The 23,529-nt window shown below is 62.3% G+C and carries 25 protein-coding genes; 9 read left to right on the top strand and 16 right to left on the bottom strand.

Annotated elements, in window-relative coordinates; genetic code table 11:
* The first annotated feature begins 1 nt into the window (after position 1).
* Positions 2 to 844 (top strand): LysR family transcriptional regulator, encoded by an 843-nt coding sequence (locus AC3WKX_RS14320; RefSeq protein ID WP_008431643.1) that lies wholly within the window; start codon positions 2 to 4, stop codon positions 842 to 844.
* A gap of 135 nt (positions 845 to 979) precedes the next feature.
* Here AC3WKX_RS14320 and AC3WKX_RS14315 read toward each other — a convergent pair whose 3' ends face one another.
* Positions 980 to 1,834, bottom strand: a complete 855-nt coding sequence (locus AC3WKX_RS14315) for a LysR family transcriptional regulator (protein ID WP_087693158.1) — start codon at positions 1,832 to 1,834, stop codon at positions 980 to 982.
* Between the two features lie 89 nt (positions 1,835 to 1,923).
* Between AC3WKX_RS14315 and AC3WKX_RS14310 the strand changes: the two genes are divergently transcribed.
* Entirely contained in the window at positions 1,924 to 2,361 is a 438-nt protein-coding gene (locus AC3WKX_RS14310) for a multidrug/biocide efflux PACE transporter (protein WP_102605210.1), read from the top strand.
* Between the two features lie 57 nt (positions 2,362 to 2,418).
* On the opposite strand, the gene AC3WKX_RS14305 is transcribed toward AC3WKX_RS14310, so the two are convergent.
* Both AC3WKX_RS14305 and AC3WKX_RS14300 read right to left on the bottom strand, forming a co-directional pair.
* On the bottom strand, positions 2,419 to 3,327 hold the full coding sequence (locus tag AC3WKX_RS14305; protein ID WP_102605209.1) for a LysR family transcriptional regulator: 909 nt from the start codon (positions 3,325 to 3,327) through the stop codon (positions 2,419 to 2,421).
* Between the two features lie 57 nt (positions 3,328 to 3,384).
* A complete protein-coding gene (locus tag AC3WKX_RS14300; RefSeq protein WP_003211435.1) occupies positions 3,385 to 4,143 on the bottom strand; it encodes an SDR family NAD(P)-dependent oxidoreductase in 759 nt (252 codons plus the stop codon).
* A 111-nt stretch (positions 4,144 to 4,254) separates the two neighbouring features.
* Between AC3WKX_RS14300 and AC3WKX_RS14295 the strand changes: the two genes are divergently transcribed.
* On the top strand, positions 4,255 to 5,226 hold the full coding sequence (locus AC3WKX_RS14295) for a LysR family transcriptional regulator (RefSeq protein WP_102605208.1): 972 nt from the start codon (positions 4,255 to 4,257) through the stop codon (positions 5,224 to 5,226).
* On the opposite strand, the gene AC3WKX_RS14290 is transcribed toward AC3WKX_RS14295, so the two are convergent.
* Positions 5,147 to 6,064: a LysR family transcriptional regulator gene (locus tag AC3WKX_RS14290; protein WP_017475938.1), complete on the bottom strand. Its 918-nt coding sequence runs from the start codon at positions 6,062 to 6,064 to the stop codon at positions 5,147 to 5,149. The genes AC3WKX_RS14295 and AC3WKX_RS14290 overlap by 80 nt on opposite strands.
* Before the next feature lie 232 nt (positions 6,065 to 6,296).
* Here AC3WKX_RS14290 and AC3WKX_RS14285 point away from each other — a divergent pair, with 232 nt between their 5' ends.
* The 3 genes from AC3WKX_RS14285 (at position 6,297) to AC3WKX_RS14275 (ending at position 8,981) form a co-directional block, all read left to right on the top strand.
* Positions 6,297 to 7,055 (top strand): 5-oxoprolinase subunit PxpA, encoded by a 759-nt coding sequence (locus AC3WKX_RS14285; protein ID WP_003211441.1) that lies wholly within the window; start codon positions 6,297 to 6,299, stop codon positions 7,053 to 7,055.
* A 76-nt stretch (positions 7,056 to 7,131) separates the two neighbouring features.
* Positions 7,132 to 8,010, top strand: a complete 879-nt coding sequence (locus AC3WKX_RS14280) for a 5-oxoprolinase subunit B family protein (protein WP_008432967.1) — start codon at positions 7,132 to 7,134, stop codon at positions 8,008 to 8,010.
* A complete protein-coding gene (locus AC3WKX_RS14275) occupies positions 8,007 to 8,981 on the top strand; it encodes a 5-oxoprolinase subunit C family protein (protein ID WP_102605206.1) in 975 nt (324 codons plus the stop codon). The genes AC3WKX_RS14280 and AC3WKX_RS14275 overlap by 4 nt, the downstream gene beginning before the upstream one ends.
* 123 nt (positions 8,982 to 9,104) lie before the next feature.
* On the opposite strand, the gene AC3WKX_RS14270 is transcribed toward AC3WKX_RS14275, so the two are convergent.
* From AC3WKX_RS14270 to AC3WKX_RS14255, 4 genes are all read right to left on the bottom strand, one after another.
* A complete protein-coding gene (locus AC3WKX_RS14270) occupies positions 9,105 to 10,721 on the bottom strand; it encodes an inorganic phosphate transporter (RefSeq protein ID WP_008432964.1) in 1,617 nt (538 codons plus the stop codon).
* A 217-nt stretch (positions 10,722 to 10,938) separates the two neighbouring features.
* Positions 10,939 to 11,961 carry a transporter gene (locus AC3WKX_RS14265; RefSeq protein ID WP_102369741.1) on the bottom strand — a complete coding sequence of 341 codons (1,023 nt, stop codon included), beginning with the start codon at positions 11,959 to 11,961 and terminating at the stop codon, positions 10,939 to 10,941.
* Between the two features lie 100 nt (positions 11,962 to 12,061).
* Positions 12,062 to 13,237: a GAF domain-containing sensor histidine kinase gene (locus AC3WKX_RS14260; RefSeq protein WP_102369740.1), complete on the bottom strand. Its 1,176-nt coding sequence runs from the start codon at positions 13,235 to 13,237 to the stop codon at positions 12,062 to 12,064.
* A gap of 185 nt (positions 13,238 to 13,422) precedes the next feature.
* Complete coding sequence (locus tag AC3WKX_RS14255; RefSeq protein WP_102605205.1) at positions 13,423 to 13,728, bottom strand: PepSY domain-containing protein; 306 nt, start codon at positions 13,726 to 13,728, stop codon at positions 13,423 to 13,425.
* A 140-nt stretch (positions 13,729 to 13,868) separates the two neighbouring features.
* On the opposite strand from AC3WKX_RS14255, the gene AC3WKX_RS14250 reads away from it, so the two are divergent.
* Complete coding sequence (locus AC3WKX_RS14250) at positions 13,869 to 14,798, top strand: sterol desaturase family protein (RefSeq protein ID WP_102605204.1); 930 nt, start codon at positions 13,869 to 13,871, stop codon at positions 14,796 to 14,798.
* Here AC3WKX_RS14250 and AC3WKX_RS14245 read toward each other — a convergent pair.
* Entirely contained in the window at positions 14,739 to 15,416 is a 678-nt protein-coding gene (locus AC3WKX_RS14245; RefSeq protein WP_102605203.1) for a helix-turn-helix domain-containing protein, read from the bottom strand. The two genes, AC3WKX_RS14250 and AC3WKX_RS14245, sit on opposite strands and share 60 nt — an antisense overlap.
* Positions 15,417 to 16,544, bottom strand: coding sequence for a glycerophosphodiester phosphodiesterase (locus tag AC3WKX_RS14240; RefSeq protein WP_008432958.1), 1,128 nt, complete (start codon positions 16,542 to 16,544; stop codon positions 15,417 to 15,419).
* Positions 16,545 to 16,776: 232 nt separating this feature from the next.
* On the opposite strand from AC3WKX_RS14240, the gene AC3WKX_RS14235 reads away from it, so the two are divergent.
* Positions 16,777 to 17,100: a DUF2025 family protein gene (locus AC3WKX_RS14235; RefSeq protein WP_008432956.1), complete on the top strand. Its 324-nt coding sequence runs from the start codon at positions 16,777 to 16,779 to the stop codon at positions 17,098 to 17,100.
* 294 nt (positions 17,101 to 17,394) lie between these two features.
* Here AC3WKX_RS14235 and AC3WKX_RS14230 read toward each other — a convergent pair whose 3' ends face one another.
* Both AC3WKX_RS14230 and AC3WKX_RS14225 read right to left on the bottom strand, forming a co-directional pair.
* Positions 17,395 to 17,718 (bottom strand): antibiotic biosynthesis monooxygenase family protein, encoded by a 324-nt coding sequence (locus AC3WKX_RS14230; RefSeq protein ID WP_102605202.1) that lies wholly within the window; start codon positions 17,716 to 17,718, stop codon positions 17,395 to 17,397.
* Positions 17,715 to 18,410 (bottom strand): CTP synthase C-terminal region-related (seleno)protein, encoded by a 696-nt coding sequence (locus tag AC3WKX_RS14225; RefSeq protein ID WP_102605201.1) that lies wholly within the window; start codon positions 18,408 to 18,410, stop codon positions 17,715 to 17,717. The genes AC3WKX_RS14230 and AC3WKX_RS14225 overlap by 4 nt, the downstream gene beginning before the upstream one ends.
* Before the next feature lie 79 nt (positions 18,411 to 18,489).
* On the opposite strand from AC3WKX_RS14225, the gene AC3WKX_RS14220 reads away from it, so the two are divergent.
* Positions 18,490 to 19,374, top strand: a complete 885-nt coding sequence (locus AC3WKX_RS14220; protein ID WP_087693145.1) for a LysR family transcriptional regulator — start codon at positions 18,490 to 18,492, stop codon at positions 19,372 to 19,374.
* Positions 19,375 to 19,412: 38 nt separating this feature from the next.
* Here AC3WKX_RS14220 and AC3WKX_RS14215 read toward each other — a convergent pair whose 3' ends face one another.
* The 4 genes from AC3WKX_RS14215 to AC3WKX_RS14200 form a co-directional block, all read right to left on the bottom strand.
* Entirely contained in the window at positions 19,413 to 19,928 is a 516-nt protein-coding gene (locus AC3WKX_RS14215) for a DUF1003 domain-containing protein (RefSeq protein WP_003211469.1), read from the bottom strand.
* Positions 19,929 to 20,008: 80 nt separating this feature from the next.
* Positions 20,009 to 21,328 (bottom strand): methyl-accepting chemotaxis protein, encoded by a 1,320-nt coding sequence (locus tag AC3WKX_RS14210; RefSeq protein WP_102605200.1) that lies wholly within the window; start codon positions 21,326 to 21,328, stop codon positions 20,009 to 20,011.
* Positions 21,329 to 21,567: 239 nt separating this feature from the next.
* Positions 21,568 to 22,626, bottom strand: a complete 1,059-nt coding sequence (locus tag AC3WKX_RS14205) for a diguanylate cyclase (protein WP_003211472.1) — start codon at positions 22,624 to 22,626, stop codon at positions 21,568 to 21,570.
* A 188-nt stretch (positions 22,627 to 22,814) separates the two neighbouring features.
* Positions 22,815 to 23,435: a TetR/AcrR family transcriptional regulator gene (locus AC3WKX_RS14200; RefSeq protein ID WP_003211473.1), complete on the bottom strand. Its 621-nt coding sequence runs from the start codon at positions 23,433 to 23,435 to the stop codon at positions 22,815 to 22,817.
* Positions 23,436 to 23,529 lie beyond the last annotated feature (94 nt).

Raw genomic sequence — 23,529 nt, 5'->3', positions numbered from 1 at the left:
TATGGATGTGCGTCATCTCAAGGCGTTTCTCGCGGTATTCGAGGAACGCAATATCACCGCCGCCGCCCAGCGCCTGTTCATCAGCCAGCCGACGTTGTCGGTGACCATCAAGCAACTGGAAGAAGAACTGGGCGTGGCGCTGTTTCTGCGCCAGCCTCGTGGGGTCGAGGTCAGTGACGAGGCGCGGGTGCTGTACCCGCAAGCCCGGCGCATGGTGGCCGAGGCCGATGCGTTGAGCCGCTTGTTTCGCGGGCGCGAAAACCGCATCGCCCTGGAACTGGGTGTGGAAGGCGATATTGCCGACAGCCAGATCGAAACCTTCCTGCGCATGGCGCACCAGGGCCTGCCGGGTTTGCTGCTGACCTTGCAGGAAGGCTGCGAAGGAGAAGGGCGCCTGGCGGTAGAGGAAATGTGCTGCGAGGACGAATTATTCCTGCCGCTTTGGGAAGAGTCCTACGTGATGGCACTGCCGATTGCGCACCCGATGGCGGCGGGCGGCAAGGAGCAGGCCTGGGCGCCGATCGAAGACTGGATCACCTGCCCGCAGCATGATTCCCACCAACGGCTGATGGCCTTGTACGGCCGCTCGCCCCAGGCGGTGGCCGGGCATGCCGGTTCGTTGACCCAGGCATTGCACATGGTGGCGGCCGGTGTCGGCGTGGCGATGTTGCCGCAGTCGCTGGCGACGGAGCGGGCCGGGGTGGTGATTCGCCCTTGGCACCTGCCGGCACCGACGCGCCGGGTGGGGTTGTGCTTTGCCGCCCAGGCCCTGGAGTTGCCGGCGTTGCGGGCCTTGCATGAGTATTTCCAGAACAACCGCCCGCCGCAGATTGAAGCGGCCTGACGGCGCCTTTGAATTCACCGCAAATTCAATGTAGGAGCTGGCTTGCCTGCGATAGCGGTGGTGATTGACACCGCTATCGCAGGCAAGCCAGCTCCCACATTTGATCTTCATTGTTGCGAATAGTGTGTTCCGCCGTTATTCCAGCATCTTGCCCAGCAACCAACTGCCGGCCGGGCCGGGCGGATGCTGGCGTGACCACAACGCGTCCACCGCCACCGAGCGCGGCCAGCCCCGGGCCTTGATTTCACACAGGTGGTCGCCGCCGAACCGCTCCACCAGCCAGCGCGGCAGAGGTGCCCAGCCAAAACCCAGCTGCGCCATTTCCATCAGCATCAGGTAACTGGGCGCTGACCACACTCGGCCCAGGCCGCGGGTTTCATTCGGGTTGATGATGCTCGCCAGGCGCAGTTCGCGGTGTTGTTCCAGGGTTTGCTGGTCGATGTCCGCAAGGTTCGCCAGCGGATGTCTGGGTGAGACAAACAGCGCGATTTCCGTGCGCTCTTCCACGGTGGTGCTGGTGAGGTCCGGCGGGTAAACCTCCTGCATCTCGATAAACGCAATCTGCGCCCGGCCACTTTGCACCAGGGCGATCAAGTCCTCGCATTCGGCGATCAGGCATTCCAGTTCCAGGTCCGGGTAGCGCTGCTCGAAGGCGCTGAGGGCGGTTTCGAAACGGTCCGACTGGTACGTATCGGACATCGCGATACTCAACTTCGGCTCCAACCCCTGGGATAACTGGCTGGCCGCCAGCTCCAGGCGGCTGCTGGCTTCCAGCACCTGCTCGGCGCGTTGCAGCAGCACATGCCCGGCCGGGGTCAGCGTCGGCTTGCGGCTGCTGCGATCAAACAGCACCACATCCAGGTCAATCTCCAGGCTGGCCACCGCCGCGCTGACGGTGGACTGGCTCTTGCCCAGCTTGCGCGCCGCCGCTGAAAACGAACCGTGGGTCGCCGCCTGCACAAACGCCTGAAGCACTTCGTGGGATGCCATGACTATCGCCTTGATCGATGGTTACTGGTTATGAAGTATCGAGTCAAAGGGTAATGATGGCAACCATCGTCACTCACGGAGAACGGGTCATGACACCCACCAAGTCGATTACTGAACGCGTTTGGCAGGCCATTGGTTTTGAAGGTTTGGCCTTGTTGATCTGTACACCGCTGCTGGCGTGGATCATGGATAAACCGGCCCTGGAGATGGGCATGGTGACCTTGGCCATCAGCCTTATGGCGCTGGCCTGGAACGTGATTTTCAACGGCCTGTTCGACCGTCTCAAGGCGCGCCTGCAACTGTCCGGCGGGGTGTGGACCCGCGTGCTGCATGCGTTGATGTTTGAAGGCGGCCTGGTGGCGATCTGTGTGCCGCTGATTGCCTGGTGGCTGAACATCAGCCTGATGCAGGCGTTTATCCTCGACATCGGCGTGTTGCTGTTTTTCCTGCCGTACACCTATGTGTATCACTGGGGGTATGACGCGGTGCGGGAGCGGAGCATGCAGAAACGGATGCGCACCGCGTAGGAGTCCGGCTTGCCGGCGATGGCGATTTTGGATACGTCATCGCCGGCAAGCCAGCTCCTACAGGGGTTGTAGGGCGGCCACAAAATCGAGGAACGCCCGCACCTTGGCCGCTGGCAAGTGCCGCGACGGGTAGAAGGCATACAACGGGAAGCGCTCGTCGGGCCAGTCGGGAAACAACTCGATCAACGCGCCGGATTCCAGCGCCGGTGCCAGCCCAAGGTCGAGCATTTGCGCCACTGCATGGCCGTGTTCGCACACGCTGTACAAGGTCCCGGCATCGTTGACCACCAGCCGCCCGCTGGTGGCGATGTTGACCTGCTCGCCCGGCCGGTGGAATTCCCAGCCAAACGGCCGGCCGGTCTGGGAGTCGCGAAAGTCGATGCACACGTGCTGGCCGTCTTCCAGGTCCTTGGGGTGTGAAGGGCGACCATGCCGCTCGAGATAAGCTGGCGAGGCCAACGTCAGCACCCGCACTTCCATCAGCTTGCGGGCGATCAGCGAGGACGATTGCGGAATGCCAAAACGGATGGCCAGGTCAAAGCCATCCGCCACCAGGTCCCCGAGTTGATCCCGCGTGTGCAGGTCCAACTGCAGCTGCGGGTATTGGCTCATGAATTCACCCAGCACCGGCCCCAGCACCAGCCGCGAAAAGTACGGGTCGATGTTCACCCGCAACCGCCCGCGAACCGTCAGGGCGCTGTCGGCCGCCGAGCTGGCGGCTTCTTCCAGGCCGGCCAGCAGCGGGGCGATTTCCTGGTAGAAACGCCGGCCCTCGTCGGTCAATTGCACCGAGCGGGTGGTGCGGTCGAACAGGCGGATTCCCAGGCGTTTTTCCAGCCGCGAAATGGCCCGGCTGACCCCCGAAGGCGTCATCTCCAGGCTGTCGGCGGCGCGGGCGAAACTGCCGCTGTCGACCACGGCGGCCAGTACGCCCATGCCACCGGCCAGTCCTGGATCAAAACTCATGGGTGATTGCCTGTCAGGTATCCGAAAGCATTGATGCTAGCGGAGAATCCGAGCGCGTTACAGAAACATCCCGCCCGAGGCCTCGACCCGTTGCCCGGTGATCCAGTTGCTGCCGTCGGCCAGCAGGGTGGAAATCGCCCCGCCGATATCATCCGGCAAGCCTGCGCGACCGAGGGCGGTGTTGTTGGCGACCATCGCGTTCACGTCCGGATTGTCGCGCACCACGCCGCCGCTGAAGTCGGTGGCGATCGCGCCGGGGGCCAGGGTGTTGACGGTGATGCCACGGGCACCCAGTTCCTTGGCCTGGTAGCGGGTCAGCACTTCCACCGCGCCTTTCATCGAGGCATAGGCCGAATAACCCGGCAGGCTGAAGCGCGCCAGGCCGCTGGAGATATTGATGATGCGGCCACCGTCGCTGATCAGCGGCAGCAGTTTCTGGGTCAGGAAAAACGGGCCCTTGAAGTGGATCGCCACCAGTTGGTCGAACTGCGCTTCGGTGGTGTCGGCGAAGCTGGCGTGGGCGCCGATCCCGGCGTTGTTGATCAGGAAGTTGAAGTGCGCCTGGCCGAACACGTCCTTCAATACCGAGCCGACCTGGGCGGTGAACGCCTCGAAGGTGGAACTCTGGCTGACGTCCAGTTGCAGCATGGCCGCCTTGCCGCCCAGCGCTTCGACTTGGGCGACCACGGCCTGGGCTTCGTCCGCTGCGCTGTTGTAGGTACCGATAATGTCGACGCCTTGTGCCGCCAGGTGCAGCGCAGCGCTTTTGCCCAGGCCGCGGCTGGCGCCGGTGATGAGTGCGATTTTACGGGTCATGGTGAAGTCCTCGAGCGTGTGATGGTTCGTGGGACTGAGTGTATTTGTCCGGCCATAACGTGATAAACAGAGCTATGCCGGAATCACTGGCCGGATAAGGCGAACAATCCCATGAACAAACTAGAGTTGCTGCGTACCTTCGTGCGCGTTGCCGAACTGTCGAGTTTCACCCAGGCGGGCGAGAGCCTGGGCTTGCCGCGCTCCACGGTTTCCGAGCATGTGCAGGCGCTGGAAGAGTTGCTGGGCGCGCGCCTGTTGCAGCGCACCACGCGCAAGGTCCAAGCGACCCAGGACGGGCGCGTGCTGTATGAGCGCAGCAAGGATTTGCTGTCGCACATGGAAGAGCTGGAAGGCTTGTTTCGCCAGGATGAAGCGCAGCTGGCGGGGCGCATTCGGGTGGACATGCCCAATGTCATGGCCCGGGAATTGATCCTGCCGCGCCTGCCCGAGTTCATGGACCTGCACCCGCTGATCGAGCTGGAAATCAGCAGCACCGACCGCCAGGTTGATTTGCTGGCGGAAGGTTTCGACTGCGTCTTGCGCGTCGGTGCGCAGCCGGACCAGTCGGTGGTGGCCCGCTTGTTGTGCAGCATGCCGATGATCAACTGCGCCAGTGCTGCGTACCTGAAGCGTTACGGCGTACCCAGGACGCTCGCTGATTTGGCTCACCATCAACTGGTGCATTACGTACGCCCGCTGGGCTCACGCTCCCCAGGGTTTGAATACGTACAAGGCAACAAGGTGCAGCGGATTCCCATGGCCGGGCGCGTCACGGTCAACAGCACCGACGCTTACCGGGCGGCGTGCATCGGTGGCTTTGGCCTGACCCAGGTGCCCGCCCTGGGCATTCACGATCAACTGGCCAGCGGCGAGTTGGTGGCGGTGCTGCCGGACTATCCGGCGCCGGCACTGGACGTGTCCCTGCTGTACGCCGGCCAACGGCATTTGCCGCTGCGGGTGCGGGTGTTCATGGATTGGCTGGCCGCCACCTTGCAGGCTGCTTTCAACGCCGGGCAGACAACTGCTGCGGCGCCAGGAATGCATCATGGAAGTAATCCCGAAACGCCTGCATCGCCGGAGTGAAATCGCGCTCGCGGTGCCAGGCCAGGCCGACGCTCATGGGCGTGACCTTGTCGGTGACGCTCACGGTTTCGATGCGTTTGCCTTCCAGTGACCACGGGCGATGCACCAGGTCTGACAAGATCGCCACGCCGCTGCCGTTGGCGACCATGCTGCGCACTGCCTCCACCGAACTGGTGCGCAGCCGCACCTTGGGGGTTTGCCCGGCCTGTTCCCAGTAGCGCATGGCGCTTTGTTCGGCTTCGTCGACGGTGAGGAAAATGTACGGCTCCCTGGCCACATCGGCGAGGCTCACGGCGGGGCGTTCGCACAACGGGTGATGGCTGGGCAGCCACAGGCGGCGTTCGGAGTTGAAGAGGATTTCCGAGACGATGTCCGGGTGGGTGAGGTTGGCGGTGAGCACCACGGCCATGTCGAACTGGCCGTTGAGCAGGCCGTGTTCGATGGCCTGGCGTTCCTGTTCGAACACCTCGATGGTCACGTCCGGGTGCCAGTGTTCCATGCGCTGCAAGTGGTGCGGCAGGAAGTAACCGAGCACGGTGTAGCTGGCGGCCACCCGCAATACGCCGCTGGCGCGGTAGTCCGGCAGCGGGCTGTTCAGGGCATCGTCGACGCTGCGCACAATCACATACGCCCGGTTGAGGAAATGCCGCCCGGCGTCGGTCAGGCTCATGCCCTGGGCCGAGCGCACGAATAGCTGCGCGCCGAGCATCGCTTCCAGCTCCTTGATCGCGGTGGTCACCGCCGATTGGGAGATGTTCAGGTGAATCGCCGCCTGGGAGATCTGGCCGATTTCGGCGGTGGCGACGAAGTAGCGGATTTGGCGCAGGGTCAGGGACATTGGTTTCTCCGCTCGTTCCCACGCTCTGCGTGGGAACGCATCCTGTGACGCTCCGCGTCACGATTTTAAAAGCGGACGCAGAGCGTCCAGGGCGGCATTCCCGCGCGGAGCGTGGGAACGATCAGTATCGTGTATCTGATTTTCAGAAGATGGGCCATCTGATAATAGATCTTCCCAAGGGGTCAAGCCGCAGCCTAATTTCCATCGCAAGAACTTCAACGGAGCGACCCCGATGCAGGCAGTGGATTTCAATTCGGACATGGGCGAAGGCTTCGGCCCCTGGACCATCGGCGACGGCGTCGACAGCGAACTGATGGCCTACATCAGCTCGGCCAACATCGCCACCGGCTTTCACGCCGGCGACCCGGGCACCATGCGCCGTACCGTCGAACGCGCCAAGCAGTTGGGCGTGGCGATTGGCGCGCACCCGGGTTTTCGCGACCTCGTCGGTTTCGGCCGACGCCATATCAACGCCCCGGCCCAGGAGCTGGTGGACGACATGCTCTATCAACTCGGCGCCCTGCGGGAAATCGCCCGGGTGCAGGGCCTCACGCTGCAACACATCAAGCCCCACGGCGCGCTGTATATGCACCTGGCGCGGGATGAAGAAGCGGCGCGGCTGCTCGTGGAAAACCTGCAACGGCTGGAGCCGACGCTGCTGCTGTATTGCATGCCGAATTCGGTGATCTGGCGTATCGCCAAGGAACTCGGCCAGCCGGTGGTGCGGGAGTTTTATGCCGACCGTGAGTACGATCTCACCGGCTCCATCGTGTTTACCCGCAATGTGCGGGCGCTGGATCCGGCAACGGTTGCGGCGCGTGTCCTGCGTGCCTGCCAGACCGGCCTGGTGCGCACGGTTGAAGGCGAAGACCTGTTTATCGAATTCGATTCCATTTGCCTGCACAGCGACACCCCCGGCGCCCTTGAACTGGTGGAAGCCACCCGTGAAGCGCTGGATCAGGCGGGCATCGAAGTACGCACACCCCGCTGACCGACACCGGTGCGCAGACACCGGGTCTGATTGATTTTTTGCCTGCCTTTCTACAATGATTCCAAGAGGAACAGACATGGCTGAATCTTCCCCGATCCGCTACAGCTTTGGCGGTGATGAACACCTGTTTGCCGAGGTCAGCGAGAGCATGTCCCTGGAGGCTTTCTTCAAGGGCATGGCCGTCACCCGCGCGGTGGAACGCCTGGCCCTGGACGGTGTGCTGGACGTCTGCCTGGCAAATGCCTCGTTCCAGATTCGTTTCGACCCGGACCGCATCGCGCCCCACGTGCTGCTCGACGCGGTACAAAGCGCCGAAGCCCAGGCCGTGGCCGAACGCACCTTGCACACCCGCATCATCGAAATCCCGGTGCTGTACAACGACCCCTGGACCCATGAAACCCTGATGCGCTTTCGCGACCGTCATCAGGACCCGACCGGTACCGACCTGGAATACGCAGCGCGGATCAACGGCCTGGCGGATGTGGACGCGTTTATCGCGGCCCACAGTGGCGCGCCGTGGTTTGTCTCGATGGTGGGGTTTGTGGCGGGCTTGCCGTTCATGTTCCAGATGGTGGAACGCGAGCGGCAGTTGCAGGTGCCCAAGTACCTGCGCCCACGCACCGACACGCCGAAATTGACCCTCGGCCACGGCGGCTGCTTCGGCTGTATCTATTCGGTACGCGGCGCCGGTGGCTACCAGATGTTCGGCGTCACCCCGGCGCCGATCTACGACCCGCAACAGCAGTTGGCCTACCTGAAAGAGCACATGGTGTTCTTCCGCCCCGGCGACATCGTGCAGTTCAAACCCATGGACCGCGACGCCTATGACCTGGCCGTGGCAGAAGTGGACGCAGGGCGCTTCGACCTGCGCATCCGCCCGGTGGAGTTTTCCCTCGACGCCTTTCTCGCCGACCCCATCGGCTACCCGAAAACCTTGCAGGAGGCGCTGGCATGATCAAGGTACTCAAACCCGGCCTCGCCACCTCCGTGCAGGATCTTGGCCGCGAAGGTTATTACCACCTCGGCATCCCGCCATCCGGCGCCCTGGACCAATACGCGTTGAGCGCGGCCAACCACCTGGTGGGCAACCCCATCGGCGCTGCCGGGCTGGAATGCACGTTGATCGGGCCGGAGCTGGAGTTTCAGCAGGATGCGTTGGTGGCGTTGTGCGGGGCGCTGATGTCGCCGCGCCTGGACGGCGTGGTGGTGCATCAGGACACCGCGTTTGAAGTGCGGGCCGGGCAAGTGCTGCGCTTTGAATTTCCCAGGGCCGGCGCGCGGACTTACCTGGCGGTGGCCGGTGGCATCGATGTGCCACTGGTGTTGGGCAGTCGCTCGACTTACACCCTCGGCGCATTGGGCGGGTTTCAGGGGCGGCGGCTGGTGGAGGGTGATGAACTGCCCGTGGGCGAGCCCAGCGGCAAAGGCCGGGCGGGGAACAGTTTGCCCATGGCGTTGCGCCAATCGGTGGGTGGGGACGTGACCCTGCGGGTGGTGCCGGGGCTGTACTACGAGCGCCTGACGCCCGCCGCCAAGAGCAGCTTTTTTGCCGAGCCCTGGACGGTAGGGTCGGAGGCCGACCGCATCGGCTATCGCTTCAAGGGCGGCAATGCCTTGAGCTTTCAGCCACGGGAACAGCCGTTTGGCGCCGGGTCCGATCCGTCGAACATCGTCGACAGTTGCTACCCCATCGGTTCGATCCAGGTGCCGGCGGGTCTGGAGCCGATCGTGCTGCACCGGGACGCGGTGTCGGGCGGGGGCTACGCGATGATTGGCACGGTGATCAGTGCCGACCTGGATCTGATCGGGCAGATGCAACCGAACCAGCGGGCGGGGTTTGTGTCGGTGACGCTGGAGGAAGCGTTGGAGGCGCGGCGGGTGTACAAGAAGCGGTTGAAGCTGATGGGCGGGTTGTTTAGCACCTGAACTCACCACTGAACCCAATGTGGGAGCGGGCTTGCTCGCGAAAGCGGAGTGTCAGTCAATAAGTCTGTGACTGAGCCACCGCATTCGCGAGCAAGCCCGCTCCCACATTTTTATCGGGTTGTGTCAGAACAATTGGGTGAATAGCCAGTACAGGCTACCCGACAACAGAATCGCCGCCGGCAAGGTCAGCACCCAGGCCATCAGCAAGTTGCGGATGGTCTTCATCTGCAAGCCACCGCCGTTCGCCACCATGGTCCCGGCCACACCCGACGACAACACATGGGTGGTGGACACCGGCAAGCCATACATGTCCGCCGCGCCGATGGTCAGCATTGCCACCATCTCGGCGGATGCGCCCTGGGCGTAGGTCAGGTGGGTCTTGCCGATCTTCTCGCCCACGGTCACCACGATACGTTTCCAGCCGACCATGGTGCCGAGCCCGAGGGCGATGGCCACGGCGATCTTGACCCACAGCGGGATAAACCGTGTGGCGTTGTCGATCTGTTGCTTGAACAGTTGCAGCTTGTTCTGGGTGTCGGCATCGAAGTTGCCGACCTTGCCCTTGTCCATCAGGCGGATGGTTTCGCTGGTCAGGTACATGTCGTTACGCACGTTGCCCACGGCCTCGGCCGGAACGGCGGCGAGGGAGCCGTAGCTCTTCACTTCCTCACCGATATGCCCGGTGATGGCGGCCAGGGCGGGCACCAGTTCCGGGGTGGCTTCCTTGGTGCGTACGTAGGTCGACAAGGTGCCGCGAGAGTCGGCGGGGGCCAGTTGCGGCGCCGCTTTTACCAGGGCTGCCTGGGTGACTTCGGCCACCGCGGCAAACTGCAACGACTCACCGGCCGGCATGGTGCGGTTCAACGCGTAGGCCATCGGCAGGGTGCCCACCAGGATCAACATGATCAGGCCCATGCCCTTCTGGCCATCGTTGGAACCATGGGCAAACGACACACCGGTGCAGGTGGCGATCAGCATGCCGCGAATCCACCACGGCGGCGGGGTATCGCCTTTCGGCGCTTTGTACAGCGAGCGATTTTTCACGAAGGCCCGCAGCGCCAGCAACAGCAGGGCAGCGAAGGCGAAGCCGATCAGCGGCGACAGCAGCAGCGCATAACCGATCTTGATCGCCTGGCCCCAGTCCACACCGCTGGTGCCGTCGCGGCCATGCATCAGTGCGTTGGCCACGCCCACGCCGATGATCGAGCCGATCAAGGTGTGGGACGACGACGCCGGCAACCCCAGCCACCAGGTGCCGAGGTTCCACAGGATCGCGGCGATCAACAGCGCGAAGATCATCGCAAAGCCGGCGGAGGAGCCGACCTGCAAAATCAGCTCTACCGGCAGCAGGGCGATGATGCCGAACGCCACCGCGCCGCTGGATAGCAGCACGCCGAGGAAGTTGAAAAAGCCCGACCACACCACCGCGAAATGCGGTGGCAATGAGTTGGTGTAAATCACCGTGGCCACCGCGTTGGCGGTGTCGTGGAAGCCGTTGACGAACTCGAAGCCCAGGGCGATCAACAGCGCCACGCCCAGCAGCAGGAACGGCGTCCAGGTGGTGACCACCGTGCCCAGCTCGTGCATGTCGTGCATCAGGCTGTAGGCGGTGAACAACAGGCCCATGGCGAGTACGGCGAAGAAAATGATCACCGTCACCAGGCCCGGTTTTTTGTCCAGGCGCGGTTTGGGATCGTTGGTGACGGAGGCGGTGGAGGCGGTCAGCGAAGGGGTTGCCATGCCGGAACATCCAGTGTTGAGGGAGGATATCCGTCATGATCGTTGCAGAATGTTACAGAGATGCTGCGGTAAATCAGTGTTTAGGGAATTGAAGTTGCCGCCGGTCTATAAAACACCGCCGATAAAATGTGGGAGCTGGCTTGCCTGCGATAGCGGTGTATCAGTCACCACCGCTATCGCAGGCAAGCCAGCTCCCACACTTGATCGCATTTCAAATTCAATAATCCTTGCGCTTGCGAAACGCCCAGCGTCCGGCAATCAGGGTGAATGTCGCCACCAGCGCCACCAGAATCCAGAAGCCTTCCGGGTCTGTGGAGAGCGGCACGCCACCAACGTTCATGCCAAAAAAACCGGCAATGATGTTGATCGGCAACGCCAGCACCGTGACCACGGTCAGGGTGAACAACGTGCGGTTGCTCTGTTCGTTGAGGTTGGCGGCGATCTCTTCCTGCAGCAGCTTGATCCGCTCACCCAACGCCATCAGGTCGTTGATGATCAGCGCAAACTCCTCGGTGGATTTGCGCAGCTCTTTCACGTCTTCCTTCTGCAGCCACTGGGGCGGACGATTGAGCAGCCGCAGCAACGAGCCGGGCTCCAGCGCCAGCAGCCGTTGCAGGCGCACCAGCACCCGGCGCGCGGCACCCAATTCGGCGCGGTTGGTGGACAGGCGTGACGACAGCAACTGGTCCTCGATCTGGTCGACGCTGAGGCTGGTCTTGCGCACGATCTGTGTCAGCACCTCGCCCTGGTCCCGCAGCAAATGCACCAGCAGTTCCAGCGGCGAGCGAAAGTGTTCACCGGCCTTAACCGACGAGCGCAGCTTGTCCACCGAATGCAGCGGTTGCAGGCGCGCGCTGATCAGCAGCCGACTGCGGGCGCACACCCATAAGGTGGAAATGTCTGAAGACACCATGCTGCTGAAGTTGAAGACCACGTCGTTGACCACCGCCAGCAAGGCTGAGTCCACGTGTTCGATGCGGGTGGAGCGTGAGCCTTCGTGCAAGGCTTCGAAGAATTCTTCCGGCAGGTTCAGGTGCGCCTGCATCCAGCGCTCACAGGCGGCGTGGGCCAGGTTCAAATGCAGCCAGAGAAATTCGTTGGGGTCTCCGGGTTGCTGCAAGGCCGCAAGGGCAGTGGCTGAATCTATCTGTTCGCCCTTTTCACCGGGGCGGAAACGAAAACCGTAGAGCAAGCCAAACAGGTCTGAGTCCTGGTGGCTGTGGTCGATGCTGTGGTTCATGGAGGCTCGCAGGGAAAGTGCCTGTAGGAAATTTCACAGGTTCACTTGAGCGCATCATGGCAACAGGATTTGACGGTTTTGTGACGGTTTGAGGTGGCCGTCAATCGCCTGCGGGCAAACTGAAGCTGAAGACCGTGCCGCCCTGCTCGCTGGAAGACACTTCCAGCCGCCCGCCATGGGCGTCGGCAATCTGTTTGACGATGTACAAACCCAGGCCCAGCCCGGCCTGGGGCAAGGCGCCCGTCGGTCGGGAGTAGGGCTGGAACAGCAGCGGCATGGCTTGCTCACTGATCAGCCCAAGGTTTTTCACCGTTAACTCAAACGTGCCGGCGTTGACCTGCGCACTGACCTCAACCGGCCCTTCGGGACTGCCGTGGCTGATGGCGTTGGCCACCAGGTTGGAGAGCAGTTGCGCCAGCCGCTCGCGGTCGCCTTTCACACCCTTGAGATTGCCGATGCGGGCGTGAATCAGCCGCTTTGGATGGACGTGCTGCACCTCTTCCACCACATGCTGCAAAGTGTCTTCAAGCCCAGTGCATTCACTGATGTTGACCGGGATGCCGCTGCCCATTCGCCCGCGGGCAAAGTCCAGTACGTCCTCCACCAGTTGCGAGGCGCGGCGGCCGCTGGCCAGCATGTGCCGCACCAGGGTGTCGGTGGCCGGGTCCGGGTGTTTGCGCAGCAGGCGTTCGGCGCCGACGTTGATGGCGAACAGCGGGTTGCGCAGGTCGTGGCCGAGCACGGCGATGAATTGTTCGCGCAGTTCGGCGGTTTCCCGCTCCTGCTGCAGGTCGGCTTCGGTCTGCTGGAGGCTTTCTTCGGCTTCGATCTGCAGCGACAGCACCCGGGCAAACGACTCCATGGTCGACTGGATGGTGCTGCTGCGCAGTTGCGCCGGGTTCGGGTCCAGGGCACAGATGGTTCCGAAGAAACGCCCGTCGGTGCGGAACACCGGCACCGAGATGTAGCTTTCAAAGTGGTAGATGCGCGGCGTGTGGTGGTCGCGGTACAGCGGGTCTTCGCTGGCTTTGTCGATCACGATCGAGACGTGGGAGTCGCGTATTTCGTGGCACAGGGTGGTGGTCAGGTCCAGCTCGCCACCCACGGGCAGGCCAAAGTCCAGTTGGTCGCGCACGGCGCAGGCGGTCCAGGAATCGTCGGTGACCCGGGCCACGGCCGCAAAACGCAAGCCGGTCATCTCGCTGACTACCTGGAGAATCGCCGGGACGGCGCTGATTCTGCCAATGGTGGCAATGTCGACGGCTTTTTGCCCCATGGCGAACGGTTCCGGTCCTGATGCTGCTGGCGTTGTGCCTTGGCTGATGGTTGGGATTCTAGCGAGCTTGGCGGCGTAAGGTACAAATTCGTTCACGCTAATTAGACTAATTGCTCTTCTGGGCGACGAGCGCGCATAAAAAAGCCGCGCGGCCCGAAGGCGGCGCGGCGTTTTTGCGGTTCAACTCAAGTGTCTTGCTTGTTTTCCAGGACTTCGCCGGTCTTGGCATCCAGCTTCACGTCCCACTTCACGTTGCTGGTGTCACGCAGTTCGGTCTCGTAGACCAGGCGGCCGGCTTTGTCTTCCAGTTCGGTGTCAACGATGGTGGCGCCTTTGTGCTGGGCCACGGCCTTGGCGTTGAGCTTTTCAAAATCCATCACGGCACCGGACTTGAGCAGGCTCGGAATCTGGTCCGGGCGAACATCGGCCTGGGCCAAACCGGCGGTAAGGGCCAAGGCGGCAGCAGCGAACAGAGCGGTCAGGTTTTTCATGGTGTGATCCTTTGGGGTGAGCTGTTTAAGTGGGATCAGGTTAACCAGCGCAACTTAACTCACCCTTAAGATTGCGCCGTTTGTTCAATCGGCGGCGAGTGCGGGGTTTCATGCTGGCGTCTCACTTACGGGAGGCACAGATGAAACAGTTAATGGCCTGGGTGTATGCGCCCTTGTTCTGGGCGGGGTTTATCGGGTGGGCGCTGTGGCTGGTGCAGAGGGATGCGCTGCAGTGGCTGGGGCTGGTATTTGTTCTGGCGGTGGCGGTGTCGTTTATCGCCGAGTGGTGGTTGCCCTATGAGCCGCAGTGGAATCGCAACCAGGGTGATCGTCGTCGCGACTTGATTCACGCGTTGGTCAATGAGGGCCTCAATGCGGTGGGCTTGTTGATCTTGCCGGTGCTGACCGCGCTGTTGGCCGTCGACGGTGTATGGCCGCGGGCGTGGCCGCTCTGGGCGCAATTGCTGCTGGCGATCTTCATTGCCGATGCGGGCATCACCTTGATGCATTACGCCAGCCACCGAGTCGCAGCCTTGTGGCGCCTGCACGCGGTGCACCACAGCGTGCAACGGCTGTATGGCTTCAATGGCTTGATGAAGCATCCGTTGCACCAGATGCTGGAAGCCACGGCCGGGTTGGCGCCGTTGGTCCTGCTGGGCATTCCCACGGAGGTGGCGCTGCTGCTGGCCCTGGCGATTGCCGTGCAGCTGCTGTTGCAGCATTCCAATGTCGACATGCGCCTGGGGCCGCTGCGCTGGGTGTTCGCCTGGGCGCCGGTGCATCGTTTTCATCACATGAAATATGGCCGGGCTGGGGATGTGAATTTCGGCTTGTTTTTCAATCTGTGGGATTGGCTGTTGGGCACGGCGTTTTACAGCCATGACTATCGAATGGGGCAGGGCGACTTGGGGATTGGCAGCCGGCCGGATTTTCCGCGGGAGTATGTGGCGCAGTTGCGCGATCCGTTCAGGACGGTGCGCTTGAGCAAGGAGCCGCCGGTTCCAGTCCGTCTAGTCGAGGATTCGTACGTGCAGGTTGCGCAACGACGCCCCGGCCGTGACGCCGAATAGTTGCTTCATGGTCCGGGAAAAGTGCGCCGAATCGGCGAACCCGGCGCCATGTGCAGCCTCGGTCAGGGTGCTGCCGCCGAGCGCCAGTCCCAGCGCCACTCGCAAGCGCCGCCACAACACCAGGCGACGCACGGGCAAACCCAGTTGGTTGGCGAACAAACGTTCCAGCTGGCTTAACGAAACGTGCGCCGCCTTTGCCAGGGCTTGGGCCGAGACCTTGCCACTCAGTTGCTGATCCAGCGCCGACAGCGCGCGCTCCACCCTGGCATCTTCCAGTGCGCGTCTCGGCAATTGGCGCAGCGTGCGCTCGAGTGCTTCCAGGGACCGTTCACTGTCGGCCAGGGCGGCCTGCAAAGGGGCGATATCAAAGGCGCCGGGTTCGGCATACACCATCAATACCTCACCGTGGGTGTGGAGGATGGCGTGGGGCATTCTGGACGGGATAAACAGGCGATGGGCCGTGGTGGCACGGCCATCGAGGCTGGCCGTGACCGGCCCGCCCGCGGAGAACATCAGCTGATGGGCATAGTGTGCGTGGGGCGCGGTGCGCCCCGGTATGCTTTGGATCAGCCCGTAGTCAGGCCCCAGCCACAGGCGACCTGACCATTCGGGGCTCACTCAGTAACCGTTGTCCTGCAGCAGGTCGGCCACACTCGAGGATGGCCAGCGCTTGTAGTACTTCAGCAGTTCGGCAGCGCGGTTGGTGAAGATGCCATCGACGCCGGCTTTCATGACCTTGTCGAAGTCCACCGGCTCATCCACGGTGTACACGTGCACCAGCAAGCCCTTGTCGTGGGTCAACTGGTTCATCTCGGGTTTGACCAGGTCGGAGTAGCTCTGGTCGCCCAGGTTGGTCAGTTGTGCCGAAGGGCCGGTACCGATGGCGCCCAGGCTCTTGGCCTCGTCGATCCATTTTTCGAACTCGGCGGCGTCCTTCGGCTCCTGCTTGGCGTAGTAGGCGGCTTTGCTCGGCTCGCCGGACTCGGCGAAGGGCACCTTGGATTTCGGTTCGATGCTGCCTTCACCTACCCACAACAGCAGGATTTTCGGGGTGTTGGGCATCTCTTTTTGCAGTTCTTTCAGGCTGTCTTTCTCAAAGGTTTGCAGCACCACGCGGCCCTTGCCCTGGCCGACGCCGATGTTTTTCTGGGCCTGGTTGGAGCCGGTGGAACTCAACCAGCCTTTATCCAGCAGTTTGTTCTTCAGGTCGGCCTCGATGCCCGGGAATTGCTTCGGCTCCTTGGTTTCGATGTACAGGCCGGGTTTGTGCTGCGGGTTGCCTTCGGCGATCTTGATGATTTCGTCCAGGCTGAGGATTTTCAGGCCGACGAAGCCCGGGCGGGCACGGTCCGGGTAGGCGGCGTTGAACCAGCTGCCGGCGTCCAGGGTTTTAAGCTCGGCCCAGGTGAATTCGTTGGCCGGGCTGTCCTTGCGCTCCGGGAACTTGGTGGCGACGTCGGTGGTGCGTTGCAGGTTGTTGTCATGCAGGGCGAAGAGTACGCCGTCCTTGCTGCGCTGCAGGTCCATTTCCAGGTAGTCGGCACCCAGGTCGCGCGCGACTTTGTAGGCGGCGGCGGTGGATTCCGGTGCATCGAAGGAGGCGCCACGGTGGGCAATCACGGCGGGGTGCGGAATGCCTTCGTTGGTGGCCAATTCGGTAGGGCTGATCGGGCTTGCCGCCTGTGCGTGGCCAAGGCCCAGCATCAGGGCCAGCAGCAGGGCACTCTTGGTAAACGTGACAGGCATATGCGAAGTCCTTTCGTGGAGGTAACTTTGAGAAGGGCTCCTTTTTAACAATTGCTTGCGAATGGCGCTATCACCAAACCGACATTAACGTGTTCACCGGCCATTTTTCTGCACTTTTGTGCGGTGCGATGCAGTACTCTTGCCTTGAATTGCCCCATCAGAGGGCAGATTTTCCTGCCACGCGTGTAAACCATCTTTCCAGTCCAAGTAGGACTTTTCAGTGAGGTTTACCATGCGCATCACCTCCGAGCTTATCTGCCAGGCCGCCGACCAACTCCAGGGTTTTGTCGGCCTGAACCGCAAGACTGGCCAGTACATCGTCCGTTTCAGCGAAGACTCCTTCGGCATGGACGTGGCCGATGACGGCATTATCCCAACCGCCGAGTTTGTCTGGCTGCCGGTCGACGGGCAGGCCATGACCTTGTCCCGCGAGCGGATCCAGTTGTTGCTGGACCAGAACATCGACGATCGCATCAACATCACGGAACCGCTGCGGGTGTACATGCGTCGGGTGGAGATTCCACAGATCAGTGCGGTGCGCAGTCTGGTCAGTTGAGTGCCGCATAGCCCTGCGGCTGGAGCGCTTTTTGTAGCTAGGGAGCTTGCTGTGGCAGGGGGCTTGCTGTGGTGAGGGAGTTTGCTGTGGCAGGGAGCTTGCTGTGGTGAGGGAGCTTGCTGTGGCGAGGGAGCTTGCTCCCGCTGGAGTGCGCAGCGCTCCCAAGATTTTGGGGCCGCTTCGCAGCCCAGCGGGAGCAAGCTCCCTCGCCACAGCAAGCTCCCTCACTACAGCAAGCGCCCTCACCACAGAGCCTCCCTTGTCCACATTAAGTGTTTTACACGGGCTGAGGTTTCAGCGCTCGAACGCGTAAGACCGCTCCACCTTGCACACTCGTGTATGGCACGCCAAGTACCAGGTGGCGCGGCCCTGTTCGCGCACCTCAGTGTGTTCGGCGTGCTGCTTCCAGGCCAGGATCTCCGCTTCGCTGCTCCAGTAGGACACCGTGATGCCCAGCCCGTCGTCCCCGCGCGCCGATTCCACGCCGAGAAAACCGGGTTGTTGCCGGGCCAGTTCCAGCATGCGGTCGGCGGCTCGTCCGTAACCGTTGTCACCTTCAGTGCGCAATGAACTGAACACCACGGCGTAGTACGGCGGTTTGGGTGTCTTGGCGATCATGCGCAGGCCTTCAGCAGCGCAATGGCCAACGGCGGGGTGACGCCTTTAAGCGCCGCACGTTCCGGCTGGAACAGGGTGGCGACAAAAAACGGATGGCCCAGCAACTCCACCGCCCGCAGATCGCCCGCCGAGTCATGGCCGCTGGCAATCAGGTCGGCTTCCAGCAATGCACTTTCGAACGCTGGATTGATGCCATAGCGGCAACGGTAGCCTTCATGGATATCGAGGGTGGCGTAGGCCTCGGCGATGCGGGTATAGGCCATCAAGCGGATGGTGTCGGTCGCTTCCACCAGCGCGCAGGCCAACGGTGTCAGCACTGCACGCGGCGAGTCGGGGGCCAGTTCGCCATGCTCGGCGTCGGCCCAGCCCAGCACGTTGCGGGCATATTCCAGCACCGCGTGTTGAAAACCGCCGCAGGTGCCGAGGAACGGGCGCTTTTGTTCACGGGCATACCGGATGGCCAGCAGCGCGCCGTCAAGGTCTCGGTAGGGGCTGGCGGGGACGCACCAGAAGCCGTCGTAGTGCTGCAGTTGTTCGGTGGATTTGATCGTGTCGGTGGCCAGCCAGTCGAACCGCACCGTCAGGCCCAGCGCCGCGCCGGCCTGTTGCAACGCCAGGGGAATGGCCTGGTGGGCGGTGACCTGTGCATCGTAGTCGCCGATCAGGGCCAGGTGCAGGGTGGTTTTATTCATCGAGGGTATCCGTGGCTTGTTGAGTCCTGGCGCTCACTATAGATTGGCGCTCACGCAATCAATATTGGCGTTAACACACATGTTCAATGCAGCGGTGCACTATCAGATCGACTACCCCGACCTTTCCCTGATCCTCGCCCTGGTGCGCGGCGGCACGCTCGCGCGGGCGGCGGCGTTGCTGCGGGTGGACGTGTCTACGGTGTTTCGCGCGGTGCGGCGGCTGGAGACGGCGCTGGGCCAGACGCTGTTCGAAAAGAGCCGCGCCGGCTACCTGCCCACCACCTTGGCCACCACCCTCGCCGAGCAGGCCGAACGTGCCGAACAGGCGCTGGAGGCAGCACGGGTGGGAGTGGAGCAGGGCGGTGAAGTGATCAGCGGTACGGTGCGCCTGACGTGCACGGACTCGGTATTGCAGTCACTGTTGCTGCCGGCCCTGGCGCAGTTCATGCCGGGCTACCCGGCGTTGACCCTGGAGCTGAGCACGTCCAATGACTTCGCCAACCTCAGCCGCCGCGATGCGGATATCGCCCTGCGCCTGACCAAGGCACCGCCCGAGCATCTGGTAGGACGTTGCCTGGGCACGGTGTCGTATCGGGTGTGCGCCAGTGCCGACTATGCCCGCCAGCATGCGGGGGAGGAACTGGCGGCCCTGAACTGGATCGCGCCGGATGACTTCCTGCCGGATCACCCCACCGTCACCTGGCGGCGCCAGCATTTGCCGGGAGTGATGCCGGCCTATCGCTGCAACAGCATGGTTTCGGTAACCGAGCTGGTGCGCGCGGGACTGGGCGTGGCCGCGTTGCCGGATTACCTGCTGGGCGCGGACCTGCAACCGTTGAGCCCGCCGCTGGTGGGGCACGACACCGCCCTGTGGCTGCTGACGCGCCCCGATTGCCGGGCCTTGCGCTCGGTGGTGACGTTATTTGATCAGTTGGGCCAGCATGTGCGTTTGCCGGTGAGATAACTGTGGGAGCCAGCTCCCACACGGGATGCGTGGGAGGGTCAGGTCTTGCGCACGAATTGGTCGTGCATTTCGCTGGTCAGCCCTTCGATGCGTTCGGTCAGTTGTTTGGTCATCTCGGTGAGCTTGGTGTTCTGCTCCAACAGTTCCAGCAGTTGCTTGGTGGTCTGCGCGGCCTGGGCCTGGCGTTCGGTGTTGGCCACGGCCAGGGCTTCGCGGTGCTGGGCGTCGGCGTCGGATTGGGCCTTGTCCCGTGCGGCCTGGCGGGTCTGGGCGAGCAAAATCAAGGGGGCGGCATAGGCCGATTGCAGGCTGAACGCCAGGTTCAAGAGGATGAACGGGTAGACGTCAAAGTGCGTGATGCCGGTCATGTTGAGCACGACCCACAGAATCACGATTGCCGTTTGCGCCCCCAGGAACGTCGGGGTGCCAAAGAAGCGCGCGAAGGCTTCGGCTTTCAACGCAAAGGTGTCGTTGCCAAAGGTCGGCGCGAGATGGGCGTGTTTACGATGAAAGCGCAGGTGGTCAACGTTGGCTTCAGGTTTATCCGGGGTCATGGCGGGCTCGAATCCGTGGCGTAAGACAAGCCACCACTATAGACCGAGCCCTCGGCCTGGCACATGAAGAAGCCTGTCGCTTACCTGTTGCCCCGTTCATTGGCAAACGCACTCACAGCCTGCACCGCCTCGCTGGCGCCTTCGCGAATCTGCAGGATCACCGTACCCGCCTGGTTGGCCAGCTCCACGCCCTGGGCGGCGCGGTCGCGGGTACCGTCCATGCTGTCGATGGCCTGGCGGGTTTCGGTCTGGATCATCTCGATCATCGACGAAATCTCGGCCGTTGAACCGCTGGTGCGCGCCGCCAATTGCCGCACTTCATCGGCCACCACCGCAAAGCCACGCCCTTGTTCGCCGGCGCGTGCGGCTTCGATGGCAGCGTTCAATGCCAGCAGGTTGGTCTGGTCGGCAATCCCGCGAATGGTGTTGACGATGGCGGTGATCTGCTGCGAACGCTCGCCCAGCTTGGCGATCAGCGCGGAAGAACCGTCGATATTGGCGGCAATCTCACGCATGCCGGTGGCGGTCTGCTGGATCACCTCGGCGCCTTTTTCGGCGATGTCCCGGGTTTGCAGCGAGATGTGATAAGCCTGGGTGGCGCTTTGCGCGTCGGCCGCGTGTTTCTCCACCATGGCCGTGACGTCGGAGGCGTATTTCACCACCTTGCACAGGCGCCCGCTGGCGTCGTACACCGGGTTGTAGTTGGCTTCCAGCCACACCACCTGGCCGTTTTTGTCGATGCGTTCGAATTGGCCGTTGAACAGCTCACCCTGGTTCAGCCGTCGCCAGAAATCGCTGTAGGCGCTGCTGTTGGCCAGCTCCGGTGTGCAGAACATGCGGTGATGCTTGCCCTGCACCTGCGCCAGGTTGTAGCCCATGCGCTGCAGGAAATTCTGGTTGGCGCTGATGATGGTGCCGTCGAGGTTGAACTCGATCACCGCCATGGCGCGGTCGATGGCCTGCAACTTGGCGTTGGCTTCACTCTCGGCCTGCATTTTCGGGGTGACGTCCATGGCGTACTTCACCACTTTCACCACGCTGCCGGACTCGTCGCGCACCGGGTTGTAGCTGGCCTCCAGCCAGATCGGCTGGCCGCCGCTGGTCACGCGCTCAAAGGTGCCGGACTGGAATTGGCCGTTGCGCAATTGCGTCCACAGTTGGCCGTACTCGGCGCTGCGGGCAAAGGCCGGGGTGCAGAACAGGCGGTGGGACTGGCCCACGACTTGGTCGGCGGTGTAGCCCATGGCCTTGAGGAAATTCTCGTTGGCCCGCAGGACTGTGCCTTGCAGATCAAATTCAATCACCGCCATGGAGCGGTCGATGGCGTCGAGAAGGCTGGCTTGCTGGGCAAGGGTGGCTTGCAGGGTACTGATGGTTTTTTTATGGGCGTTGAATAGCATGGTCGTGTGCTCGGGGGAAGCAAGCGTCAGGGGTATCCATGGGGGCGCCTGCCACCGTAAGGCCTGGCCATACGGCAAACGTGCTCATTGCCAGCTTCCTTGTGCTGGCAGCGGGGTGGAACAGCGGGTTCTGAGTCGTATGGCCGGCAAGAAGTTCTATGCCAGTCGACCAATGGCGGCATTATGCTATCGGTCGGCGACGGGCGCGTTTAATTCAGACGAGATGCAGAGGGCGGGATTCAGGCGGAATGGGCGACCACGTAGTCGCTGATATTGACTCGGTTACGGCCGGTGTCCTTGGCCGCGTACAGCGCGCGGTCCGCTGCGTTGAGCCACATGGCCGCGTCGGTGAAGGTGCTCTGGAAAGACGCCAGGCCAATGCTCAGGCTGACCCGCAGTTCGGGGATTTCCGGGTTGCGGTAATTGCTGAACACCTCGCGCATGCGTTCCATGACTTGCGCGGCCTGTTCCATGGGCATGTCAGGAAGAATCACACAGAACTCGTCGCCGCCGTATCGCCCGGCCAGGTCGTTTGCCCGCAGGTTGCGTCGAAGTTCCAGGCTTAGTTGGCGCAGAACCTGGTCACCGATGATGTGCCCATAGCTGTCGTTGATCTGCTTGAAATGGTCGATGTCGATCAGTGCGATGGTGGCGTTCCCATGTTGTTGCTGGCACTTGTGAAACTTCAGGTGCAGCAGGTCTTTCCACGAACCATGGTTGAGCAGGCCGGTGAGGCTGTCGGTGCGGCTCAGGGCGCTCAGGGCGCGTTTGTGTTCCGACAATTTGATCGCCAGGCGGTAGCAGACCATGCCCAGTGCCATGGGATACAGGGTCAGCATCGGCAGGCAGGCGTAGACCTGGACCAGGCTGACGTCGGGATTGAAGTGGATGCCAAACAGCAGCCAGGACACGCCGATACCTGCCAGTTGCGCCACGATGCCGTGGAGGAACAGGCGTTTGCCGCCGGCGGCGACGTTGTTCATGGTCATCATCGACAGGATGGTCACGGCCGTCAGCGGCGTGAACTGTGTAGTCGCCGCCCAGAACCCGCCGAGCAGCGAGTCGTAGAGCAGGTTTCGCCGTTCCGCCTTGTAGGGGAAATCGGAGCGGGTCGAAAGTTGATAGGCCAGGTGCGCCCAGCCAAAACCATTGAACAGCAGCAACGCCCAGACCCAGCCTGGCATTTGCAGTGGGTAGAGCGCGGCGATGACGCTGATGCAGCCGATGCCCAGGCCGATGATCCTTGGCCTGTAGATACGTCTGGCAAATGACAGCCCTTTGCCTCGTTGGTTTTCCATAGATTCCTGGGTCGATTCTTTTTTTGCAGGTACGACGGCACACGTGATCGGGAAAACCACTGGTCGGATAATACGTGTGAATATTGTCAGTTATTCGCGTGGGAATAATCAGTGTCCTTCCAGGCCATTTGCAAAGGACACGCGGCGAATCAGATAAAAACGACCTTGGATGTCGTTCCTGCAACAGGTCAGTGCTGCGGCACGACCTCATAGCCTGCGAGGAACAGGTCGATGGCCGACTCGATGACGTTCGCTTGGGCGTCGGCGTCCAGGGTCGGCTGGCCGAGGGTGATCTGTGGCCAGAAGGCAAAGGCCTTGAGCAGGCTTTGCACCTGGTGGGCGGCGAAGCATGGGTCGGTGCAGCTCAGCCGGCCGTCTTCCTGGGCGGCGCGTACCCATTGGGTGAAGCCTTCTTCACGCTTGCTCAGGCGGTTGACCATGTCCTGGGCACGTTCCGGCGAGTGGATGGTGGCGGCAATCGCGACCCGGGCCAGGTCGAGGAAGTTGGCGTCCGACATCATCGTCATCTTGGCCTGCAGCAACCCGCGCAGTTGCTCTCGCAGCGGGCGGTCGCTGGCGTAGCTGACGTCCAGTTGCGCAACACTGCTGGCCCACAGTTGATGCAGGATCTCGGCGAACAGCTCTTCCTTGCTCGGGAAGTGGTTGTACACCGTGCGCTTGGAAACACCCGCCGTGGCGGCAATCTTGTCCATGCTGGTGACCTCGAACCCGTTGTCACGAAACTCGGCAATGGCGGCTGCCACGATGGCTTCGCGTTTACGGTCGGTGAGGCGCAGGGGTACAGTCATGGTGGGAGTTCGGCTCTGAAGGGAAACTTACACTCGGTAGTTTACTTGCTCCCGGTTTTGTTGCAATCTAGAAACTACACTGTGCAGTGTAATT

Source organism: Pseudomonas sp. GP01-A4 (assembly GCF_058780865.1).
This window is presented reverse-complemented; position numbering and strand designations above follow the sequence as displayed.

Bases quoted from the DNA above. Each gene is read 5' to 3' on its own strand.
- AC3WKX_RS14320 (WP_008431643.1), top strand. From the start codon at position 2: ATGGATGTGCGTCATCTCAAGGCGTTTCTCGCGGTATTCGAGGAACGC.
- AC3WKX_RS14315 (WP_087693158.1), bottom strand. From the start codon at position 1,834: ATGGCATCCCACGAAGTGCTTCAGGCGTTTGTGCAGGCGGCGACCCAC.
- AC3WKX_RS14310 (WP_102605210.1), top strand. From the start codon at position 1,924: ATGACACCCACCAAGTCGATTACTGAACGCGTTTGGCAGGCCATTGGT.
- AC3WKX_RS14305 (WP_102605209.1), bottom strand. From the start codon at position 3,327: ATGAGTTTTGATCCAGGACTGGCCGGTGGCATGGGCGTACTGGCCGCC.
- AC3WKX_RS14300 (WP_003211435.1), bottom strand. From the start codon at position 4,143: ATGACCCGTAAAATCGCACTCATCACCGGCGCCAGCCGCGGCCTGGGC.
- AC3WKX_RS14295 (WP_102605208.1), top strand. From the start codon at position 4,255: ATGAACAAACTAGAGTTGCTGCGTACCTTCGTGCGCGTTGCCGAACTG.
- AC3WKX_RS14290 (WP_017475938.1), bottom strand. From the start codon at position 6,064: ATGTCCCTGACCCTGCGCCAAATCCGCTACTTCGTCGCCACCGCCGAA.
- AC3WKX_RS14285 (WP_003211441.1), top strand. From the start codon at position 6,297: ATGCAGGCAGTGGATTTCAATTCGGACATGGGCGAAGGCTTCGGCCCC.
- AC3WKX_RS14280 (WP_008432967.1), top strand. From the start codon at position 7,132: ATGGCTGAATCTTCCCCGATCCGCTACAGCTTTGGCGGTGATGAACAC.
- AC3WKX_RS14275 (WP_102605206.1), top strand. From the start codon at position 8,007: ATGATCAAGGTACTCAAACCCGGCCTCGCCACCTCCGTGCAGGATCTT.
- AC3WKX_RS14270 (WP_008432964.1), bottom strand. From the start codon at position 10,721: ATGGCAACCCCTTCGCTGACCGCCTCCACCGCCTCCGTCACCAACGAT.
- AC3WKX_RS14265 (WP_102369741.1), bottom strand. From the start codon at position 11,961: ATGAACCACAGCATCGACCACAGCCACCAGGACTCAGACCTGTTTGGC.
- AC3WKX_RS14260 (WP_102369740.1), bottom strand. From the start codon at position 13,237: ATGGGGCAAAAAGCCGTCGACATTGCCACCATTGGCAGAATCAGCGCC.
- AC3WKX_RS14255 (WP_102605205.1), bottom strand. From the start codon at position 13,728: ATGAAAAACCTGACCGCTCTGTTCGCTGCTGCCGCCTTGGCCCTTACC.
- AC3WKX_RS14250 (WP_102605204.1), top strand. From the start codon at position 13,869: ATGAAACAGTTAATGGCCTGGGTGTATGCGCCCTTGTTCTGGGCGGGG.
- AC3WKX_RS14240 (WP_008432958.1), bottom strand. From the start codon at position 16,544: ATGCCTGTCACGTTTACCAAGAGTGCCCTGCTGCTGGCCCTGATGCTG.
- AC3WKX_RS14235 (WP_008432956.1), top strand. From the start codon at position 16,777: ATGCGCATCACCTCCGAGCTTATCTGCCAGGCCGCCGACCAACTCCAG.
- AC3WKX_RS14230 (WP_102605202.1), bottom strand. From the start codon at position 17,718: ATGATCGCCAAGACACCCAAACCGCCGTACTACGCCGTGGTGTTCAGT.
- AC3WKX_RS14225 (WP_102605201.1), bottom strand. From the start codon at position 18,410: ATGAATAAAACCACCCTGCACCTGGCCCTGATCGGCGACTACGATGCA.
- AC3WKX_RS14220 (WP_087693145.1), top strand. From the start codon at position 18,490: ATGTTCAATGCAGCGGTGCACTATCAGATCGACTACCCCGACCTTTCC.
- AC3WKX_RS14215 (WP_003211469.1), bottom strand. From the start codon at position 19,928: ATGACCCCGGATAAACCTGAAGCCAACGTTGACCACCTGCGCTTTCAT.
- AC3WKX_RS14210 (WP_102605200.1), bottom strand. From the start codon at position 21,328: ATGCTATTCAACGCCCATAAAAAAACCATCAGTACCCTGCAAGCCACC.
- AC3WKX_RS14205 (WP_003211472.1), bottom strand. From the start codon at position 22,626: ATGGAAAACCAACGAGGCAAAGGGCTGTCATTTGCCAGACGTATCTAC.
- AC3WKX_RS14200 (WP_003211473.1), bottom strand. From the start codon at position 23,435: ATGACTGTACCCCTGCGCCTCACCGACCGTAAACGCGAAGCCATCGTG.